Source organism: Bacillus sp. JZ109 (genome assembly GCF_053903135.1).
This window is the reverse complement of the sequence record NZ_CP096388.1, coordinates 1,997,970-2,014,053: the sequence shown is the minus strand read 5'-3', so window position 1 is coordinate 2,014,053 and position 16,084 is coordinate 1,997,970. Positions and strand designations below refer to the sequence as shown.

The window sequence follows — 16,084 nt, the reverse complement described above, 5'->3', positions numbered from 1 at the left end:
AAGGAAGAAAAACGATTGGGCTACGGACTGTCTATGATTGTTACATCACAAGCTCTGCCAATAACACACAGCCGAGTCCTGTAACCGAAAGAACTGTTGTAAGCAGCGTCCAGGTTTGAAATGTTTCTTTCATGCTCAAGCCCAAAAATTCCTTTACCATCCAAAATCCTGCATCATTTACATGACACGCAATGACACTGCCGGCTCCTGTTGCAAGCACCATTAACGCGGGGGTTACACTGCCAGCCTCCATAAGCGGAGCTGCCATTCCCGCTGTGGTAAGCGCAGCCACGGTAGCAGAGCCTAGACACAGACGCAGAACCGCGGCGATGGTCCATGCAACGAATAGCGGCGACATGTTTGTTTGGCGGAAAAAATCAGCGACATAATCGCCGACCCCGCCGTCAATCAGCACCTGTTTAAACGCTCCTCCCCCTCCTATGATGAGCAGCATCATCGCAATTTGCGAAATTGATTCTGAAATAGATCTGCTGATTTCCTGCATAGGTATTTTACGGGCATATCCCATCGTATAGAGTGCAAGCAACAGCGAAATGAGCATTGCCGTTCCCGGAGTGCCGATAAATTCTATAATGTCTTTTCCTTTTGAATGTTCATTCAATAATAAAGAAAAAACTGTTGCCATTGCCATAAAGATAACCGGGAATAAAGACGTGACAGCACTGATCGCAAAGCCCGGTGTTTCATCCAGCTGAAATTCTTTCCTCGGTCCTAACCCCGATAAGTTTCCATGCTTTTGATACGCACCAGGAAACCGTTTCATCGCAAATTTATTAAATAAAGGCCCGGCAATCACAGTTGTCGGAACAGCGATGATGATTCCAAAAAGCAGCACCTGGCCAATATGGGCACCGTATGCAACTGAGATAGCAGTTGGAGCAGGATGCGGGGGCAAAAATCCGTGAGTAACATTTAAGGCGGCGGCCATCGGGATTCCCAGATACAGAAAAGGCATTTTTAATTCTTTAGCAATCGTGTAAACAATCGGTATCAACAGAACAAGACCCACTTCAAAAAACAGCGCAATACCGATGATAAAAGAGGCAACTACAACCGCCGCCTGTATTCGTTTCCTCCCGAATTTGTCAATCAGCGTAATGGCAATCCGGTAGCCACCCCCAGCATCAGAGACAAGCCTCCCAAGCATCGCGCCAAGTCCAAACACTAAAGCTAAATGCCCCAGCTGCCCGCCAATTCCAGTCTCAATTGAAAGAACAATTTTATTGATATCCATTCCAAGTCCGATGGCTACTAAAAATGAAACGACAATCAGTGAGACAAAGGTATTTAATTTTACTTTAATAATGAGAAATAACAGAATCAGCACTCCGACAGCTACAATTAAAATCGGCATGGAACCCCCTCCAAAAGTGTTTTATATGATTCTCGCGACATTGTTTCGGCGCTTTTCATGCCTAAATTAATAGAAAACGCTTTTATTTTAAATAACAACGTCTTGGTTATATGATTGTTATCTTTTGATCAACTAATATGTTCATACTAATCTCCTAATCAATGACTGTCAATCGTTTTTATGAGCTTTTCTCGATTATCTACCGCCTAACCTAATGATTCATTAGTTATATGTTGATTAACTTTTGGTTATATGTTATGTTTTTTAAAGTTGACAGCCAATCATTATATCTCTCCATTGTCTGAAAGCAAACGAGACAATATGAGAACAGACGGATAACAACTTCACAAGAGGAGGAGTACACATGCCATTATTGCGTTTTGATGTAATTGAAGGCCGTGACGAAAAATCGCTGCAATTGTTATTAGATACTGCTCACCAAGCGATGGTTGAAGCGTTTGGTGTTCCGGAAAGAGACCGTTATCAAATTGTCCATCAGCATCCCGCAAACGAGCTTATAATCCAAGATACGGGATTAGGGTTTCAGAGAACCAAGGATATGGTCATCATTAGCATGACAAGCAAAGCAAGAACCGAAAGCCAAAAGGAAAAATTGTATGCTCTGCTTGCTGAAAGGCTAGAAGAAAAATGCGGAATTTCCCCTGAAGACCTCATGGTATCTATTACTGAGAATGGTGACGCAGACTGGAGTTTTGGTCTCGGTGAGGCGCAATTTTTGAATGGAAAACTATAAGATTTCGTCTCCCCACAAAAAAAAGAAGAGAGAGCTCCAAAGAAGCTCTCTCTTTTTTCATAAATGCGGAAGTCATCAGTATAGAAGCATCCAGCAATACGAAAAACCTGGATTTCCTTTTATATCCGGTTTAAATGCCAATTGGAAGCTGACTGGGTTTTGGCCGAAAATATAAAATTTTGCTGATTTGCATAATAAGATACATCATAATCCCCATTTACAATAGGTTGGATGTTATAGCTTATTGATCATTTCCTATTTTATATATCCCCTTCATATGCACATGACACTTTTGCCAATCCGGAAATGTCAGTCTGACAAATATAAAAAGTCATGTAAACGGGTGTGAACCGTACTTACATGACTCACCATGGAAACAAGAGCGCTTTTTCAGACGCCGCTTTCCTTATTTCTCTTCTTCACACACTGTGTCACCAGGCTCGCAAAATTGATCGGCCCATGCCTGCATCTCTTGAAATACAGCTTGAAGCGCTGTTCCTTTTTCAGTCAGCGTGTAGATGACTTTGACCGGCGTTTCAGGGAGAACCTGCCGTTCGACAATCTCGTTTTGTTCAAGCTCCTTCAAGCGCTCTGCCAACATTTTTTGGCTGATCATCGGTATTGTTTCCGTTATCTCTTTAAACCGTTTCGGCCCATCCATTAGCACATGGATGATCAGACCGTTCCATCGTTTTCCCAGCAATGAGAATGCGGATTCCATTTTAGGGCACATCGTATTTCCCACAAGTCTTCATCCCTTCATCTATTGATTGACATGTATTCAATGATCCATTACAATAATCTTTCAAGTTACATTTAGTAAGCTTCTAACTTTTCTATTATCATACCACGTTTATCCGAAGGAGGAAACACTATGACGAATACTCTGGATGTTTTAAAAGCACGTGCATCTGTAAAGGAATATGATACAAATGCCCCGATCTCTAAGGAGGAGCTGACTGAGCTATTAGACCTTGCCGCTAAAGCGCCTTCCGCTTGGAACCTTCAGCATTGGCATTTTACAGTATTCCACAGCGATGAATCAAAAGCGGAGCTTCTTCCTGTAGCGTATAATCAAAAACAAATCGTTGAGTCTTCTGCTGTTGTTGCCATTTTAGGCGATTTAAAGGCAAATGAAAACGGTGAAGAAGTTTATGCTGAATTAGCAAGCCAAGGCTATATTACGGATGAAATCAAACAAACATTGCTCGGCCAAATCAACGGTGCTTACCAAAGCGAGCAATTCGCACGTGATTCCGCTTTCTTAAATGCTTCTTTAGCTGCTATGCAGCTTATGATTGCCGCAAAAGCAAAAGGTTATGACACTTGCGCAATTGGCGGATTTAACAAAGAGCAGTTCCAAAAGCAATTCGATATCAGTGAGCGCTATGTTCCGGTTATGCTTATTTCAATCGGCAAAGCAGTGAAGCCTGCCCATCAAAGCAACCGTTTGCCGCTTTCAAAAGTGTCAACTTGGCTGTAAGGATATGAAAAACCTTAGTCCGACATACGGACTAAGGTTTTTTTATATAATCGCCTCTTTGTACCATTCACGAGCCTGTTCAGCTTCATGCTGAGTCAGCTGATGGCCCCCGTCCTGCCAGAAAACGGAGGCTGATGCCCCGCTGTCACGCAAATAGCGGTAAAGCTCTTCTGATTCTTCCTTCGTGCAAAGAGGATCGTATTTCCCGGCACCGATAAAAACAGGGAGCCCCGCCATATCAGGCAGCTCGATACCCCGAATCGGAACCATTGGATGATGCAGAATAGCCCCTTTTAACACATCTTTATAATGAAAAAGCAGGCTTGCCGCAATGTTTGCGCCGTTTGAATAACCGACTGCAATCACTCGGCCGCGATTAAACTGATGCGTTTCTGCAGCCTCGTCGATAAAATCTTTCAATTCTCTTGTCCGCACCACAAGATCCTTTTCATCAAAAACTCCTTCACTCAGACGTTTGAAAAATCGCGGCATTCCATTTTCAAGCACCGATCCTCTGACACCAAGCAAATGGGCATCAGGGTCTATAAACCGTCCCAATGAAAGCAGATCGTGTTCATTACCGCCCGTGCCATGCAACAGCAAAAGTACGTTGTCAGATGTTCCTTTTTCATAAATATGCTTCATTATAAATTCCCCCTTTTAAAGTTCAGGTAAAACGTCTGTAATTTGTTGTCTATGTTTCTCCAGCCATTCAGGCAGTTTTAAGGAAGTTCCTAGCTCAGCAAACGTTTCATCTGTCATAAAGCCCGGTTCATCTGTGGCAATTTCAAATAAGATACCGCCTTTCTCCCTGAAATAAACTGATGTAAAGTATTCCCTGTCGAGAATTTCTGACGAAGGCAGATGGTTTTCAGCAATAATCGGCAGCCATTTCGCCTGTTCCTTTTTCTTAGTCCGAAACGCTACATGGTGTACCGTACCATATCCTCCGACTCCTCTTTTTTCAGGATGTAAATGGACATCAATGACACCGCCGGCGGCCGCTGAGGATGCCAGTCTGACAATCTGGTCTTCTTCAGCCACTTTGGTGTATCCAAAGCTTTCCGTTAACAATTGTATGGTCGCCTGCGGGTCGTAGGAATATAGCAGCACACCTTTCATTCCCGTAATTGCTTCATTTGTTGTGATCCCGTCAGGCGTCCACTCGCTTTTGCCGCTTTTCGCATCCTCCATGATCGCCAGCGGAAGGTCTTCTGTATCATCAAAAATAAGACCTTTTTCACCAAACAACGTTTTTTCCTCTAGGCTCAGCCCGCTTTTCTCAAGACGCTCCTTCCAAAAAGACAGGGAGCCTGAGGGAACTGAAAAGTACACCCGGCCCGCTTGGCCTTTTCCTACCGTTCCCTGTCCGCTTCCTTGGAACGGAAAAAAGGTCATTATTGTACCGGGATCTCCGTTTTGATTCCCAAAGTAAAAATGATACGTCCCAGGATCATCAAAGTTTACTGTTTTTTTAACAAGTCTGAGCCCAAGCACTTCTGTATAAAATCGCAAGTTTTCTTGCGGATCTCTGGCGAATGCTGTGACATGGTGCAATCCTTCTGTTTTCATTTTCTCACTCCTATTTATCTCGATTTCAAGATATTTATTATTTTAAACCTTTATTGAAAAGGATGCAAACCATGTGTTTTGTTTAAATAATTGAAAAAATCATTTTTTTCTAATAATTATCTTGTGATCTTTTCTAACAACTGCTATTATAGTGAGCATTATCATGTTTCAGGAGGAAAGTAAATGGTTAAAAAAGCACTTATTGTTATTCTCATTCTTTTGCCATTCGTTCAGCTCGCGCTTTTGCCGCTTGTGAATCGAATAGAACCGATTATGTTCGGCCTGCCGTTTTTCCACTTTTGGCTGCTGCTGTGGATTATTGTTACGCCGTTATGCTCGTTTGGCATTTATCAGATGCAAAAAAAAGATGGAGGACTTGAATAATGCAAGGGAATCTGACTGCACTTCTCATTACTTCTATTATTGTTTTAACCGTTGTCTGTATCGGCTTTCTCGCCGGAAGAGACAAATCCTCGCGCACTTCTGTGGAAGAATGGTCTGTCGGCGGCAGACGCTTCGGCGGTCTTCTCGTCTGGTTTTTAGTAGGCGCTGACCTTTATACGGCCTATACTTTCTTAGGGTTGACCAGTACTGCTTTTACAGGCGGAAGTGTTGCATTTTTCGCCATTCCTTATTCTGTGTTGGCCTACTTTATCGCCTACTTCTTCTTGCCAAAACTTTGGAAAGTTGCGAAAATTCATAAATTAACAACACTCGCGGATTATGCCCGGGAACGTTTTAACAGTAAGCTTTTGGCAAGCCTCGTTGCCATCGTTGGGGTACTCATGCTTATTCCGTACATATGCCTTCAGCTGAGCGGCATTCAAGACACGCTTCAGGTTGCCGGCACTGGCTATATTAACGTAAAATTCGTTGTGATCATTTCATTTATTCTTGTTGCTCTTTACACATTTTTCAGCGGGATTAAAGGGCCCACATATACAGCCATCATTAAGGACATTTTAGTATGGGTCATTATGCTGTTTATGGTGGTGTCCCTCCCTCTCATTCATTTTAACGGCTGGACGCCAATGATTGACACGTTAGTGAAGGAAGCGCCGCAAATGTTGACGATACCGTCAGAAGGGCCAAAAGGCATTCCTTGGTTTATCACAGCATCTATTGTTTCCGCTCTGGCACTTTTTATGTGGGCACATGCCGCTACAGGTGTTTTCACGGCAAAAAGCGCTGATGCAGTAAGAAAAAACAGCATGTTTTTACCCCTTTACAATATTGTGTTAATTTTGGTCATTTTTCTTGGCTTTATCGCCTTTCTTGTTCTGCCGGAAGATACAAATCCAAGACTCGCGCTGCTGCATTTGATTCAAACATCTTACGGCGGCGTGGCACAAGGTTTTGCATATGCCACTATCGCTCTTGCTTCATTAATACCTTGTTCCATTATGGCAATCGGCGCATCGAATTTATTCGCCAACAACCTATACCGGGATTTGATTCATCCGAATGTGTCGCAAAGCAAGCTTACTCTTGTCACACGTTCAATGGTCTTTGTTGTCATCGGTCTCGCGCTGCTGTTTGGAATGCTGTTCCCGACTGCCTTAGTGACACTCCAGCTATTAGGTGTATCCGGCATGGTGCAAATTTTCCCTGCGATTGCTGTCAGTCTATTCTGGAAGCGTCAAACGAAAGAAGCGACAGTTATCGGATTATTAGTCGGCCTTGCGGTTACGTTTATTGTGTATACCACTCAATCCGCACATGGCATTTATGAAGGATTCTGGGGATTGGCCGCCAACATGATCGCTGTGGTGATCATGAATCCGCTGTTCGTTAAAAACGCGGGATCCAATCCTGTCATTGAAGGTTTATTTGGCAAAAAACAAGACGCTAATCCAAATCAAAAGGGTGCATAAAAAAACCATACGCGGCAGCCGCGTATGGTTTTTTTACATTTCTTTTTTCAGTGTTTCAATTGCCTTTTCCATTTGCGTATCATTATCAGACAGCTTCTTTTGAAGTTCTATCATTAATTTCGTTGTTGTATCGCCAGTCAGTATGCCTGTTTCTTTCAGCTTCTCTTTTTCCTGGAACTGTTTGACGACAGATACAAAATCCTGGTCATACGTACTGTTAACCTTTACCTTGTAACCAAGTGATTTGAGCATTATCTGAGCCACTTTGACGTTTGTCCCTGTATCACCTGATTTGTACGTTTTATCTGCGTCCAAATACGGCAGCTTCGCGTAATCAGGCAGCTCTGCTTTCACTTGAGGCTTGATGCCTTTTTTGTGAATCCATTCGCCGTCAGCAGTCAGCCATTTGGCAACTGTCAGTTTGACGGTAGAGCCATCATCATATTCTTTTGCCGTTTGTACTGTACCTTTGCCGAATGTCGTCTCGCCGATTAACGGTACGTCTGACGATTCATGAAGGGCAGCGGCCATAATCTCGGCTGCACTTGCTGTACCGTCATTTACTAAAACGACGGTCGGCTTGGTCACTTTCCGTTCTTTTTCGGCCTTCATGACTTCTTTTGAACCGTTTTTGTATTCAACCTGCATGATGTTTTTCCCTTTATCAATGAACAGGTTGCTCATCGTAATCGCCTGTTCCATTAAGCCGCCCGGGTTGCCTCTCAAGTCTAAAATATAGCCTTTGGCGCCTTTTTTCTCTAAACCGTCAATCGCATCTGTCAGTTCTTTAGCTGTTGTTTCAGAGAAAGAAGTGATTTGAATTTCTCCAATGTTGTTGTCTTTCATCTCTGAATAGACAGTCTCTACAGGAATGGTATCGCGCTTAATGGAAAGATCGATATTCCCCACTCCCGCTCTGTTCAGTTCCAGCTTCACCTTTGTGCCCTTTTTGCCTCGGATTAAAGCGACGGCTTCATTTACATTCATGCCTTTTACGCTTTTTCCATTTACCTTAATGATTTGGTCCCTCGGTTTGATACCGGCTTTTTCAGCAGGTGAACCTTTAATTGGGGATACAATAAGGATTTCTCCGTCTTTCTCCTCTACTTGGGCTCCGATTCCTTCAAAAGATGCTGAAATCGTCTCGTCGAATGATTTCGCTTGCTCTTGATCCATATATGTAGAATACGGATCATCCAGAGATTGAATCATTCCTTTAATTGCTCCGTCTACTAATTTGTCATCATCTGTTTTTTGGTAATAATCACTTTTGATTTGCTCATACGCTTTATTTAATTTGTCGAACTTGCTGTCTCCTGTGCTTGTTGATTTTTGGCCTAGGATACTGGAATTGCCCGTAATAAATAAAGTAAGCGCCGAAGCGACAACTGCAGTGATCAGCACAATAAAAAACAGTTTTAATTGCCGTTTCAATTAAACACCACCTTTTTCTTCTTACATTATTATCATGGACGAATTCTTATTCGTCAACTCGGAGCAGAAATGAAAGAGAAACGCCCTTCTTTTGCTTTTCATAAACCTATGTCTTTATACGACATATGATAAGGAAAAAGGAGGATTCGATATTGAGCCGATATTTAGAAATGCTGTCCTTATTCGGTGTCGCAGGGGCGCACCCAGGCGGGCTGGCTTTTTCAAAAGCGGTCTTGCAAAAGGCTGCACCCTCTCCGAATCAGCCGATTCTTGATGCCGGATGCGGAACAGGACAAACGGCGGCTTATTTAGGACATTTGCTGTATCCTGTAACAGTCGTTGATAAAGATCCTATTATGCTTGAGAAAGCGAAAAAAAGATTTGCGAATGAAGGGCTTGCCATCCCTGCATATCAGGCGGAGCTGGAACATCTCCCGTTTTCTTCTGAGTCCTTTTCCTGTGTCCTGTCAGAATCGGTCCTCAGTTTTTCACGCCTGACATCCTCTCTTCAAGAAATTTCAAGAGTTTTAAAACCCGGCGGGATGCTGATTGGTATCGAAGCTGCTTTAAAAAAACCGATGCCCCCTGCAGAAAAGAAGCAAATGATGGATTTTTACGGATTTACTTGCTTACATGAAGAAAGCGAATGGCATAAACTCCTAAGATCCTATGGCTTTCAAAAAACAGAAGCGATGACACTTCTTCCGGAAGACATGGAATTTGAACCAACCACAGAAATGGATTTATCGCAAACGATTGATCCCATCTATTACGATACGCTTCAAACACATTATCAGCTCATGCAGTTATATAGTGAGTACATGGGTCATTGTATTTTTATCGCGTACAAGTAAAACGGCGTATCGCCCCCTGTTTTCGTCCAACCTTTTTTTCCTATCTATCATATGCTGATAGAAAGTCAGGATAGGAGGGGAACAATATTGGAGAGATATTATCATCTTTGCAAAAACCATCAAGGTAAAGTCGTCAGAATTACAGAGAGAGGCGGGAGAGTTCACGTCGGCAGAATTACCCGTGTAACAAGAGACAGAGTTTTTATAGCTCCGACCGGCGGAGGGCCAAGAGGTTTCGGTTACGGATATTGGGGCGGTTATTGGGGATACGGAGCAGCTTACGGGATTTCCCTCGGTTTAATTACAGGGGTCGCTCTTGCTGGTTTATTCTTCTGGTAAGCATAGAACAAATGCTAGATTCACCAGACACAATGAAGCCCGCTTATCTAGTGTAAGCGGGCTTTTCATTTTAAATTTTCTTCACTTTTTCAAAGTACTCTTCAAGCGTTAAATCATTATCTTGGATGACCTTTGCGGCTTTTTTGCCTACATAGCGCAGATGCCATGGCTCATATTCATATTTCGTGATATCTTCTTTATTTTTCGGATAGCGAATGATAAAGCCATATTTATAAGCATTGTCCTGCACCCATTTCCCGTCTGCCGTGCTTCCGAACGCTTCATTTAGCTCAAAGCCATTGCTCCGGCTCGAAATGTCCATCGCAAGGCCTGTTTGATGCTCGCTTTCACCCGGGTAAGCGACCGCTTCCTTTGCCTTCTTTTCCCCTTTTAGGCTTACTTCATTGTCAAAAATGACTTTCTGTCTGTCATACGAACGGTACCCTGAGACAGCTGCCAGTTCATAGCCTTCCTTTTTGGCAGCATCGAACATTGTTTTTAATGCGTCGGCCGCTTCTTTTCTGATGTAACGTTTTTGAATCTTTTCTTCAAAAGAAAACTCTACATCAGGTATGACAAGATCGCTAGGTTCATAGTTTCCGGGCAGTGCATATTGTTTATTGACAAGCGCGAGTATATTTTCTGGATTTTGAATGGTTTCCAGACCATCGACTTTTTTAATATCATTGAAATACTGGCTTTCCAATGAAAACTCACTGTTTTGAGTGTTTGATTTTTTGCTGTCAGCTGTTTTTTGTTCTGTTTGCTTTGTTTCTGCTGTGGTTTTCGTATCCTTTTGAGCATCACCGTTCGACATGCTGCAGCCGGCTCCGACTATTGCCGTTACACTCAGAGCGGCAGCCAGTGAGAACCATTTACCGGACTTTTTCATATTACATTACCTTCCTTTTATCAATCGTTTCCGCATTCATAAAGAAGAGGCTGCCGGCACCCAGCACGCCTCTTGATATATTTTATTGTGATACGGAATGTAAAGCCACTTCTATCATATCATGAAATGTCGTTTGACGCTCTTCCGCTGTCGTTTCTTCTCCTGTTAATACGTGATCACTCACGGTGAGAATTGACAGGGCTTTTCTTCCGTGCTTCGCTGCTAATGTATACAATGCAGTTGTTTCCATTTCAACGCCAAGCACACCGTATTTTGCAAGTTTTTCAATTTGCGAATCGTCGTTGTAGAACTGGTCAGCTGTAAATACGCTTCCTACAGTCACCGGCACACCTTTATCCTTTGCGGCATCATAGGCATTTTTTAAAAGCTCGAAATCTGCGCAAGGCGCAAAATCAATGCTTCCAAAAGCGACTCTGTTCATTTGTGAATCAGTTGAGGAGGTCATCGCCAAAATGACGTCTCGCACTTTGACATCTTTACGAATAGCGCCGCAAGAACCGACTCTTATTAGATTTTGCACATCGTAGCTTTGAATTAATTCATTCACATAAATTGAAATAGACGGAACACCCATTCCCGTGCCTTGTACTGAGATTTTTTTACCTTTATATGTACCCGTAAATCCATACATGCCTCTGACTTCATTGTAGCATTCTACATTTTCAAGATACGTTTCTGCAATAAATTTTGCTCTGAGAGGATCTCCCGGCAAAAGCACTGTATCCGCAATTTGTCCTTTTTCAGCACCTATATGTACACTCATCTCATATCCTCCTGTAAATCTAAATTATCATCCAGCCCGTCCATTTTACAACGAATGTCATGATGAAACAAACTTCAGCATTGATTATAAAGGAATATGTCGAAAAAAGAAATGTTCGAGGATCTGTTTGGCACTTCCTCAGAAAAACGGATAATCGGGGTGTTAATTTGAAAACCTAACCGCAGGAAGGAGGGGTGGGACATGGGTAAAAAACATCGCAACCGGATCACCGGCCAAAAAAAGAACAATCATATACCTGAAAAAGATATCATTGCAGCTGAAGAAGCACACGGGAAAGAATATTCTGCTGCCAAACGCAAGCCTTAAAACTGCAGAAAACTGCGGGTTTCCGCAGTTTTCTTTTCATTATGTCGTTTGTACAATCAGACGATTGATTTTCCTCCAGCCGGCGGGAAGCAGTTGATAATATGTTTTCCCTTTTCTGCCTTCATCAATCAGGATCACGTCCCCTGTGGCCATAAATCTTGCATCATAATCACTCGGAACAGTGTCGAATACATTAAACAAAGAGAATGCTCTTTTCAGCACGTCTTGATGATCGCTCCCGTTCAGTTCAGTTCGATAGACGGCTCTGTAGCCCTTTTTTTCGCCAAACCGGGGTGTCTGAAATATTGTCACGTCATAGGAACAAGACTTCTTTTTAAACACGGATAACATCATCAAGATCCCCTCCCTTTTATTTCTTTAACATATTGGCGTTTTTGCTGTGTTTTCCTCTCTCTATTTTTGTCGAAACCGCTTAATCTTTTCGTCAAAACCTTTTACTAGGAAAAACAGAAGCAAGCCGAGGCTAAAGCCTCCTAACACATCTGTCACAAAATGAACCCCCAGATACACTCTGCTTATGCCGACTAAAACAGTAATTACACCGGCTATGATATATACCATTTTTTTATGCTTGGACAAAAACGGGAGATGTTTCACTAAAAAGTAGGCAATAACAGGATAGACACAAGCAGCATTCATGGAATGGCCGCTCGGAAAACTGAAGGATGATTCATGAACCAGCGGTGCAAAATCAGGCCTCACTCTTTCGATCCATTCTTTTAAGACTTTGTTTAACAGCCGATCTGTGCCGAATACTAAGAGCATCAACAGGCCGTCCCATGTTTTTCTGTAGAAAAACAGGCCTGCCCCAATGATGACAATTAGAGGGAGCAGAAAAGAAGAAGCACCAAGATGCGTGATCCCCGTCATGACTTCATTAAGCCATGGCTGACGGATCAAAACAGCTGCCTTGCTTATTGCTTCATCTGCAGATTGAACAGCATTTGTATGAATGGCCGCAGCTAGAATGAGAAAGAAAAGAAACAAACTAACGGGCTTGTACAATTTTAACCACCTCAATTTTCACAGAAGTCATAGAACATGAATAATAAAACCGGAGCTGACCGCTCCGGTTTTAAGCCTCACTCATCTTCATCCAGCTCTTCATCTATCATACATTTTTCTATCAAATAATCAAAGGTAATATCAGCGATTTCAAACAGCTCATCCTCACTCGGTATGTAGCCCCGTCTTGCAAGCTCTCTGTAAAAAAATTCAGCGATTTCTTCCGTATCAATCACAAGATCTATTTCTTTCATCTCCGTACCGCCTCCTTTTTTATGTTTTATGAAAAAACAGGCTGAATTATACCCGGTGTTCTAAACAATTCTTTCAGTCATATATTGAATAAAAAACGAGCCATGGGAGGCTGACGCTATGATTGCTAAAATGATGGAAGCACTGGACGGAGAAAGATTTGATATCATAATGGAAAAAACGCTCAAAGGAATGACGCGTGTGATGATTTGGGGCTGTCTGCCATATTTTTTATATGTCTTGATCCGTATGTTCACAAACTAACTGAAATGCTCTTTTAAACTTTCCAAAACAAACATCATCATGTCTTTATATTCTTCATCATGAAACATTTCGTACAGAATTTTGTAGTCATTATAAATATCCAGAAGCTCATCAACAATTGACACAGCAAGGATGTGAAGGGTATCTTGATCTTCATCATCGCCTTCAAACTGAAGAAGAGCAGACGATGCGATATCTTCGCCGATCTCATGGCCAGTTTCTCCGACATAATGGACAAACAACAGCTGATGCACAAACTGGTCCATTTCATATTTTCTAAGCACCAGCGTGAGATCCTCTTCCTCCGTTTCAAGCCACTCTCCATCCTTTAAACGGGTCAGCTCATAAATGATATCTTCCCAGCCATCTTCCAAATATCTCCAAATTTCTGTTCTATGGCCGATAATGCGAAAGAGTTCTTTTCCATAGTCTTTTACATAAACAACGTCCCCAATAAGGAATTCATACTCAATATCAAGCTTTTCCATGTCGACAATAACACCCTCATAATCTTTATAAAGCTGAATAGATGATTCAAAGTATAAAACTTCGTTATGATTGACTTCATAAAGATAGTGTTTATCAATTTGGTGTACTTTTGTGATGGTGCCGACTGTTCCATACATAATGACGACTACGATATCCCCTACTTGGAATTTCGGTTTATTTTGCTTCATGGTGTCTCCCCCTCGCCGCAACATTTCTCATACGCTATCGTATGCCGGGTGAAGCCAATTCGCATGGGCATGAAAACCAAAGGAAATATCCAATTATGGTATGGGGGACATAAAAAAATCCGCAGTGATCTGCGGATGAAACAGCTATTATCTGCCGTGCACTTCAGACTCGTATTGATCCCAAGCTTCATCAAACGTCGCCATCGTGTGAAGGTAATCAGCATTCAGCTCCAAATATGAACTGATTTCATGATAATCGGTTGATGTTTTTGGAAAGCTGTGATCCTCATACGCCTGATTGGCAAATTCACTGATGCTGTCCTTCGGCTTAGGGTGTCTGTATTTCAATAAATAGTGATAAAAGGATTTCATGGGTTTCCCCTCCTGGTGTCTGTCTTTTGTTGTTCTATTATACAGTTCAAGTGTAAAATTACAACAAAAGAATACTGAAACATGACTCAGGAGAAGTCAAAATAGTTGCGTTTCAAAATTCTTTCTGTCTCCATGAGCTGCTGATATGTCAGGCTTTCAGGCAGTTTTTTTGTTTGAATTAAAAGCAGCTGATCCTCAATCTCCTTAACCGTGTTTTCCTCTTGATAGGTCATACCGCAGGAAGAACATACCATGGCAGGGGTGTCTGTCAGTTCTATAGCCCTCGTTCCATCAGGGAGCTCCCAGTACACCGTGTTCCTGCCGGGCACCGCTTCAAGCTCGCCGCACCATTCGCATGTTTTCATGAAGAATCCCCTCCGCATTCAGCCTCTTTCTGTTTTTTCTGCTGCGCCAAAAATTTCTTTTCTTTGAGCTGATCTCTTTTCTCACGCCGATCTTTTAATGTTTCATGCTCCGGATTTGCGATGTATGCCTCTCTCCTTTTGATTCTGTCTACATTTTCAGGTGTAAACGAAACTTCTTTGTCAGCAAAAATGGCACTCAGCCCGATCGGCTCCTTTTTGTCAGCGGTTTCAGGGAAAACGGACTCAAAATAGGCGTCTGCCTGATTGGGGATATAATTTTCTGGTTCCGGATATGACGTAATCACACCTTCAAAATTTCTTAAGATCACTTTGTCAGGACTTTGTGACAGTACATAGTTTGGCTGCAGGGCGATTTTACCGCCGCCGCCTGGTGCGTCAACGACAAAGGTAGGAACCGCATAGCCTGAGGTATGACCTCTCAGCCCTTCAATGATCTCCAAACCTTTGGAAACAGGAGCTCTGAAATGCCCAATTCCTTCTGACAGATCACATTGGTAAATATAATAAGGACGGACTCTGATTTTTACCAAGTCATGCATGAGCTTTTTCATAATTGGAACCGAATCATTAATACCTGCTAATACGACAGCCTGATTTCCGACCGGCACTCCCGCGTTCACCAGCTTTTCACATGCCTCAACGGATTCTTCTGTCATTTCGATGCTTGTGTTAAAATGGGTGTTCAGCCAGACCGGATGATATTTTTTCAATATCTCGCACAGATGATCGGTAATGCGCTGCGGAAAGACGACGGGCGCTCTGGTTCCGATTCTGATGACTTCCAGATGCGGAATGCTGCGCAGCTCTTTTAAAATATATTCTAAAATTTGGTCGTTGATGAGCAGCCCATCACCGCCTGAAATTAAACAATCGCGGATTTCAGGTGTTTCCCGGATATAAGCAATTGCAGCATCAAGCTGTTTTTTTGGGACGCCCATTCCGATTTGTCCGGAAAAGCGCCTTCTAGTGCAGTAGCGGCAGTACATGGAACATTGATTCGTGACAAGAAACAGCACACGGTCGGGATAGCGGTGTGTCAGACCGGGTACCGGTGAATCTTCATCCTCATGAAGCGGGTCTTCCAGATCGTATTTTGTTTTGTGCATTTCTTCAGAAAGCGGCACAGACTGCATGCGTACCGGGCATCTCGGATTGTCGGGGTCCATTAAAGAAGCATAGTAAGGTGTAATATTTAAGGGGATCGTTTTGGTAGAAATTCTGACGCCTTCCTCTTCATCCTCGGTCAGATTGATGACTTTCTTTAAATCATCTAACGTTCTTACAGTGTGTGTCAGCTGCCAAAGCCAATCGTTCCATTTCTCTTCCGGAACGTCCTTCCATAACTCGATCTCCTTCCAATGCCGTTTCGGTTTATACCATTTGTTTTTCAAACGAACTCCTCCTCGCGCATATTTTGAC

The 16,084-nt window shown here is 42.6% G+C and carries 22 protein-coding genes; 8 read left to right on the top strand and 14 right to left on the bottom strand.

The genetic code is table 11. The features are described from left to right. Positions 1 to 40: 40 nt before the first annotated feature. Complete coding sequence (locus tag M1D94_RS10755; RefSeq protein WP_424935087.1) at positions 41 to 1,375, bottom strand: gluconate:H+ symporter; 1,335 nt, start codon at positions 1,373 to 1,375, stop codon at positions 41 to 43. Between the two features lie 364 nt (positions 1,376 to 1,739). Between M1D94_RS10755 and M1D94_RS10750 the strand changes: the two genes are divergently transcribed. Beyond that, positions 1,740 to 2,129, top strand: a complete 390-nt coding sequence (locus M1D94_RS10750) for a tautomerase family protein (protein ID WP_021481482.1) — start codon at positions 1,740 to 1,742, stop codon at positions 2,127 to 2,129. Between the two features lie 406 nt (positions 2,130 to 2,535). Here M1D94_RS10750 and yodB read toward each other — a convergent pair whose 3' ends face one another. Further along, positions 2,536 to 2,874 carry a transcriptional regulator YodB gene (gene yodB / locus M1D94_RS10745; RefSeq protein ID WP_004399427.1) on the bottom strand — a complete coding sequence of 113 codons (339 nt, stop codon included), beginning with the start codon at positions 2,872 to 2,874 and terminating at the stop codon, positions 2,536 to 2,538. A gap of 129 nt (positions 2,875 to 3,003) precedes the next feature. Here yodB and M1D94_RS10740 point away from each other — a divergent pair, with 129 nt between their 5' ends. Then, positions 3,004 to 3,612: a nitroreductase family protein gene (locus M1D94_RS10740; RefSeq protein WP_014477092.1), complete on the top strand. Its 609-nt coding sequence runs from the start codon at positions 3,004 to 3,006 to the stop codon at positions 3,610 to 3,612. A gap of 42 nt (positions 3,613 to 3,654) precedes the next feature. Here the strand turns inward: M1D94_RS10740 and M1D94_RS10735 are convergent, their stop codons facing one another. Both M1D94_RS10735 and M1D94_RS10730 read right to left on the bottom strand, forming a co-directional pair. Next, the gene (locus M1D94_RS10735; protein ID WP_072175283.1) at positions 3,655 to 4,257 is read right to left on the bottom strand and encodes an alpha/beta hydrolase; all 603 of its coding nucleotides are present in this window, start codon (positions 4,255 to 4,257) and stop codon (positions 3,655 to 3,657) included. A 15-nt stretch (positions 4,258 to 4,272) separates the two neighbouring features. Beyond that, positions 4,273 to 5,184 carry a ring-cleaving dioxygenase gene (locus tag M1D94_RS10730; protein ID WP_095252367.1) on the bottom strand — a complete coding sequence of 304 codons (912 nt, stop codon included), beginning with the start codon at positions 5,182 to 5,184 and terminating at the stop codon, positions 4,273 to 4,275. A gap of 183 nt (positions 5,185 to 5,367) precedes the next feature. Between M1D94_RS10730 and M1D94_RS10725 the strand changes: the two genes are divergently transcribed. Continuing rightward, positions 5,368 to 5,568: a DUF3311 domain-containing protein gene (locus M1D94_RS10725; RefSeq protein ID WP_003231189.1), complete on the top strand. Its 201-nt coding sequence runs from the start codon at positions 5,368 to 5,370 to the stop codon at positions 5,566 to 5,568. After that, positions 5,568 to 7,058: a sodium:solute symporter family protein gene (locus M1D94_RS10720; protein WP_032725991.1), complete on the top strand. Its 1,491-nt coding sequence runs from the start codon at positions 5,568 to 5,570 to the stop codon at positions 7,056 to 7,058. The genes M1D94_RS10725 and M1D94_RS10720 overlap by 1 nt, the downstream gene beginning before the upstream one ends. A 33-nt stretch (positions 7,059 to 7,091) precedes the next feature. Here the strand turns inward: M1D94_RS10720 and ctpA are convergent, their stop codons facing one another. After that, positions 7,092 to 8,492: a carboxy-terminal processing protease CtpA gene (ctpA, locus tag M1D94_RS10715; RefSeq protein ID WP_424935086.1), complete on the bottom strand. Its 1,401-nt coding sequence runs from the start codon at positions 8,490 to 8,492 to the stop codon at positions 7,092 to 7,094. 152 nt (positions 8,493 to 8,644) lie between these two features. On the opposite strand from ctpA, the gene M1D94_RS10710 reads away from it, so the two are divergent. After that, positions 8,645 to 9,346 (top strand): class I SAM-dependent methyltransferase, encoded by a 702-nt coding sequence (locus M1D94_RS10710; protein WP_014480045.1) that lies wholly within the window; start codon positions 8,645 to 8,647, stop codon positions 9,344 to 9,346. Between the two features lie 87 nt (positions 9,347 to 9,433). Continuing rightward, the gene (locus M1D94_RS10705) at positions 9,434 to 9,685 is read left to right on the top strand and encodes a hypothetical protein (protein ID WP_014477099.1); all 252 of its coding nucleotides are present in this window, start codon (positions 9,434 to 9,436) and stop codon (positions 9,683 to 9,685) included. A gap of 70 nt (positions 9,686 to 9,755) precedes the next feature. Here the strand turns inward: M1D94_RS10705 and ldcB are convergent, their stop codons facing one another. Continuing rightward, the gene (gene ldcB, locus M1D94_RS10700) at positions 9,756 to 10,577 is read right to left on the bottom strand and encodes an LD-carboxypeptidase LdcB (protein ID WP_014480046.1); all 822 of its coding nucleotides are present in this window, start codon (positions 10,575 to 10,577) and stop codon (positions 9,756 to 9,758) included. 82 nt (positions 10,578 to 10,659) lie between these two features. Beyond that, positions 10,660 to 11,361 carry a purine-nucleoside phosphorylase gene (gene deoD, locus M1D94_RS10695; protein WP_003241589.1) on the bottom strand — a complete coding sequence of 234 codons (702 nt, stop codon included), beginning with the start codon at positions 11,359 to 11,361 and terminating at the stop codon, positions 10,660 to 10,662. A 201-nt stretch (positions 11,362 to 11,562) separates the two neighbouring features. On the opposite strand from deoD, the gene M1D94_RS10690 reads away from it, so the two are divergent. Then, positions 11,563 to 11,688 carry a hypothetical protein gene (locus tag M1D94_RS10690; protein ID WP_003231174.1) on the top strand — a complete coding sequence of 42 codons (126 nt, stop codon included), beginning with the start codon at positions 11,563 to 11,565 and terminating at the stop codon, positions 11,686 to 11,688. A 39-nt stretch (positions 11,689 to 11,727) separates the two neighbouring features. Here M1D94_RS10690 and yodL read toward each other — a convergent pair whose 3' ends face one another. The 3 genes from yodL to M1D94_RS10675 form a co-directional block, all read right to left on the bottom strand. Next, the gene (gene yodL / locus M1D94_RS10685) at positions 11,728 to 12,042 is read right to left on the bottom strand and encodes a shape determination protein YodL (protein ID WP_004399431.1); all 315 of its coding nucleotides are present in this window, start codon (positions 12,040 to 12,042) and stop codon (positions 11,728 to 11,730) included. A 60-nt stretch (positions 12,043 to 12,102) separates the two neighbouring features. Then, positions 12,103 to 12,714 (bottom strand): phosphatidylglycerophosphatase PgpB, encoded by a 612-nt coding sequence (pgpB, locus tag M1D94_RS10680; RefSeq protein WP_038828647.1) that lies wholly within the window; start codon positions 12,712 to 12,714, stop codon positions 12,103 to 12,105. A gap of 77 nt (positions 12,715 to 12,791) precedes the next feature. Further along, a complete protein-coding gene (locus M1D94_RS10675) occupies positions 12,792 to 12,968 on the bottom strand; it encodes a YozD family protein (protein ID WP_003231166.1) in 177 nt (58 codons plus the stop codon). Positions 12,969 to 13,086: 118 nt separating this feature from the next. On the opposite strand from M1D94_RS10675, the gene M1D94_RS10670 reads away from it, so the two are divergent. Next, positions 13,087 to 13,230 (top strand): hypothetical protein, encoded by a 144-nt coding sequence (locus M1D94_RS10670; RefSeq protein ID WP_003231164.1) that lies wholly within the window; start codon positions 13,087 to 13,089, stop codon positions 13,228 to 13,230. On the opposite strand, the gene M1D94_RS10665 is transcribed toward M1D94_RS10670, so the two are convergent. The 4 genes from M1D94_RS10665 to kamA form a co-directional block, all read right to left on the bottom strand. Next, complete coding sequence (locus M1D94_RS10665) at positions 13,227 to 13,907, bottom strand: hypothetical protein (RefSeq protein ID WP_014480050.1); 681 nt, start codon at positions 13,905 to 13,907, stop codon at positions 13,227 to 13,229. The two genes, M1D94_RS10670 and M1D94_RS10665, sit on opposite strands and share 4 nt — an antisense overlap. A gap of 147 nt (positions 13,908 to 14,054) precedes the next feature. Beyond that, a complete protein-coding gene (locus M1D94_RS10660) occupies positions 14,055 to 14,279 on the bottom strand; it encodes a YozE family protein (protein WP_003231160.1) in 225 nt (74 codons plus the stop codon). 86 nt (positions 14,280 to 14,365) lie between these two features. Next, entirely contained in the window at positions 14,366 to 14,644 is a 279-nt protein-coding gene (locus M1D94_RS10655; RefSeq protein ID WP_004399539.1) for a YokU family protein, read from the bottom strand. After that, the gene (gene kamA, locus M1D94_RS10650) at positions 14,641 to 16,056 is read right to left on the bottom strand and encodes a lysine 2,3-aminomutase (protein ID WP_277708743.1); all 1,416 of its coding nucleotides are present in this window, start codon (positions 16,054 to 16,056) and stop codon (positions 14,641 to 14,643) included. The genes M1D94_RS10655 and kamA overlap by 4 nt, the downstream gene beginning before the upstream one ends. Positions 16,057 to 16,084: the final 28 nt, after the last annotated feature.

Coding starts and splice junctions, on each gene's coding strand:
- M1D94_RS10725 (WP_003231189.1), top strand. CDS start 5,368: ATGGTTAAAAAAGCACTTATTGTTATTCTCATTCTTTTGCCATTCGTT.
- M1D94_RS10675 (WP_003231166.1), bottom strand. CDS start 12,968: ATGAAAGAAATAGATCTTGTGATTGATACGGAAGAAATCGCTGAATTT.
- M1D94_RS10720 (WP_032725991.1), top strand. CDS start 5,568: ATGCAAGGGAATCTGACTGCACTTCTCATTACTTCTATTATTGTTTTA.
- M1D94_RS10735 (WP_072175283.1), bottom strand. CDS start 4,257: ATGAAGCATATTTATGAAAAAGGAACATCTGACAACGTACTTTTGCTG.
- M1D94_RS10660 (WP_003231160.1), bottom strand. CDS start 14,279: ATGAAATCCTTTTATCACTATTTATTGAAATACAGACACCCTAAGCCG.
- M1D94_RS10670 (WP_003231164.1), top strand. CDS start 13,087: ATGATTGCTAAAATGATGGAAGCACTGGACGGAGAAAGATTTGATATC.
- M1D94_RS10755 (WP_424935087.1), bottom strand. CDS start 1,375: ATGCCGATTTTAATTGTAGCTGTCGGAGTGCTGATTCTGTTATTTCTC.
- yodL (WP_004399431.1), bottom strand. CDS start 12,042: ATGATGTTATCCGTGTTTAAAAAGAAGTCTTGTTCCTATGACGTGACA.
- M1D94_RS10750 (WP_021481482.1), top strand. CDS start 1,740: ATGCCATTATTGCGTTTTGATGTAATTGAAGGCCGTGACGAAAAATCG.
- deoD (WP_003241589.1), bottom strand. CDS start 11,361: ATGAGTGTACATATAGGTGCTGAAAAAGGACAAATTGCGGATACAGTG.
- M1D94_RS10665 (WP_014480050.1), bottom strand. CDS start 13,907: ATGAAGCAAAATAAACCGAAATTCCAAGTAGGGGATATCGTAGTCGTC.
- M1D94_RS10690 (WP_003231174.1), top strand. CDS start 11,563: ATGGGTAAAAAACATCGCAACCGGATCACCGGCCAAAAAAAGAACAAT.
- ldcB (WP_014480046.1), bottom strand. CDS start 10,577: ATGAAAAAGTCCGGTAAATGGTTCTCACTGGCTGCCGCTCTGAGTGTA.
- M1D94_RS10740 (WP_014477092.1), top strand. CDS start 3,004: ATGACGAATACTCTGGATGTTTTAAAAGCACGTGCATCTGTAAAGGAA.
- M1D94_RS10730 (WP_095252367.1), bottom strand. CDS start 5,184: ATGAAAACAGAAGGATTGCACCATGTCACAGCATTCGCCAGAGATCCG.
- M1D94_RS10655 (WP_004399539.1), bottom strand. CDS start 14,644: ATGAAAACATGCGAATGGTGCGGCGAGCTTGAAGCGGTGCCCGGCAGG.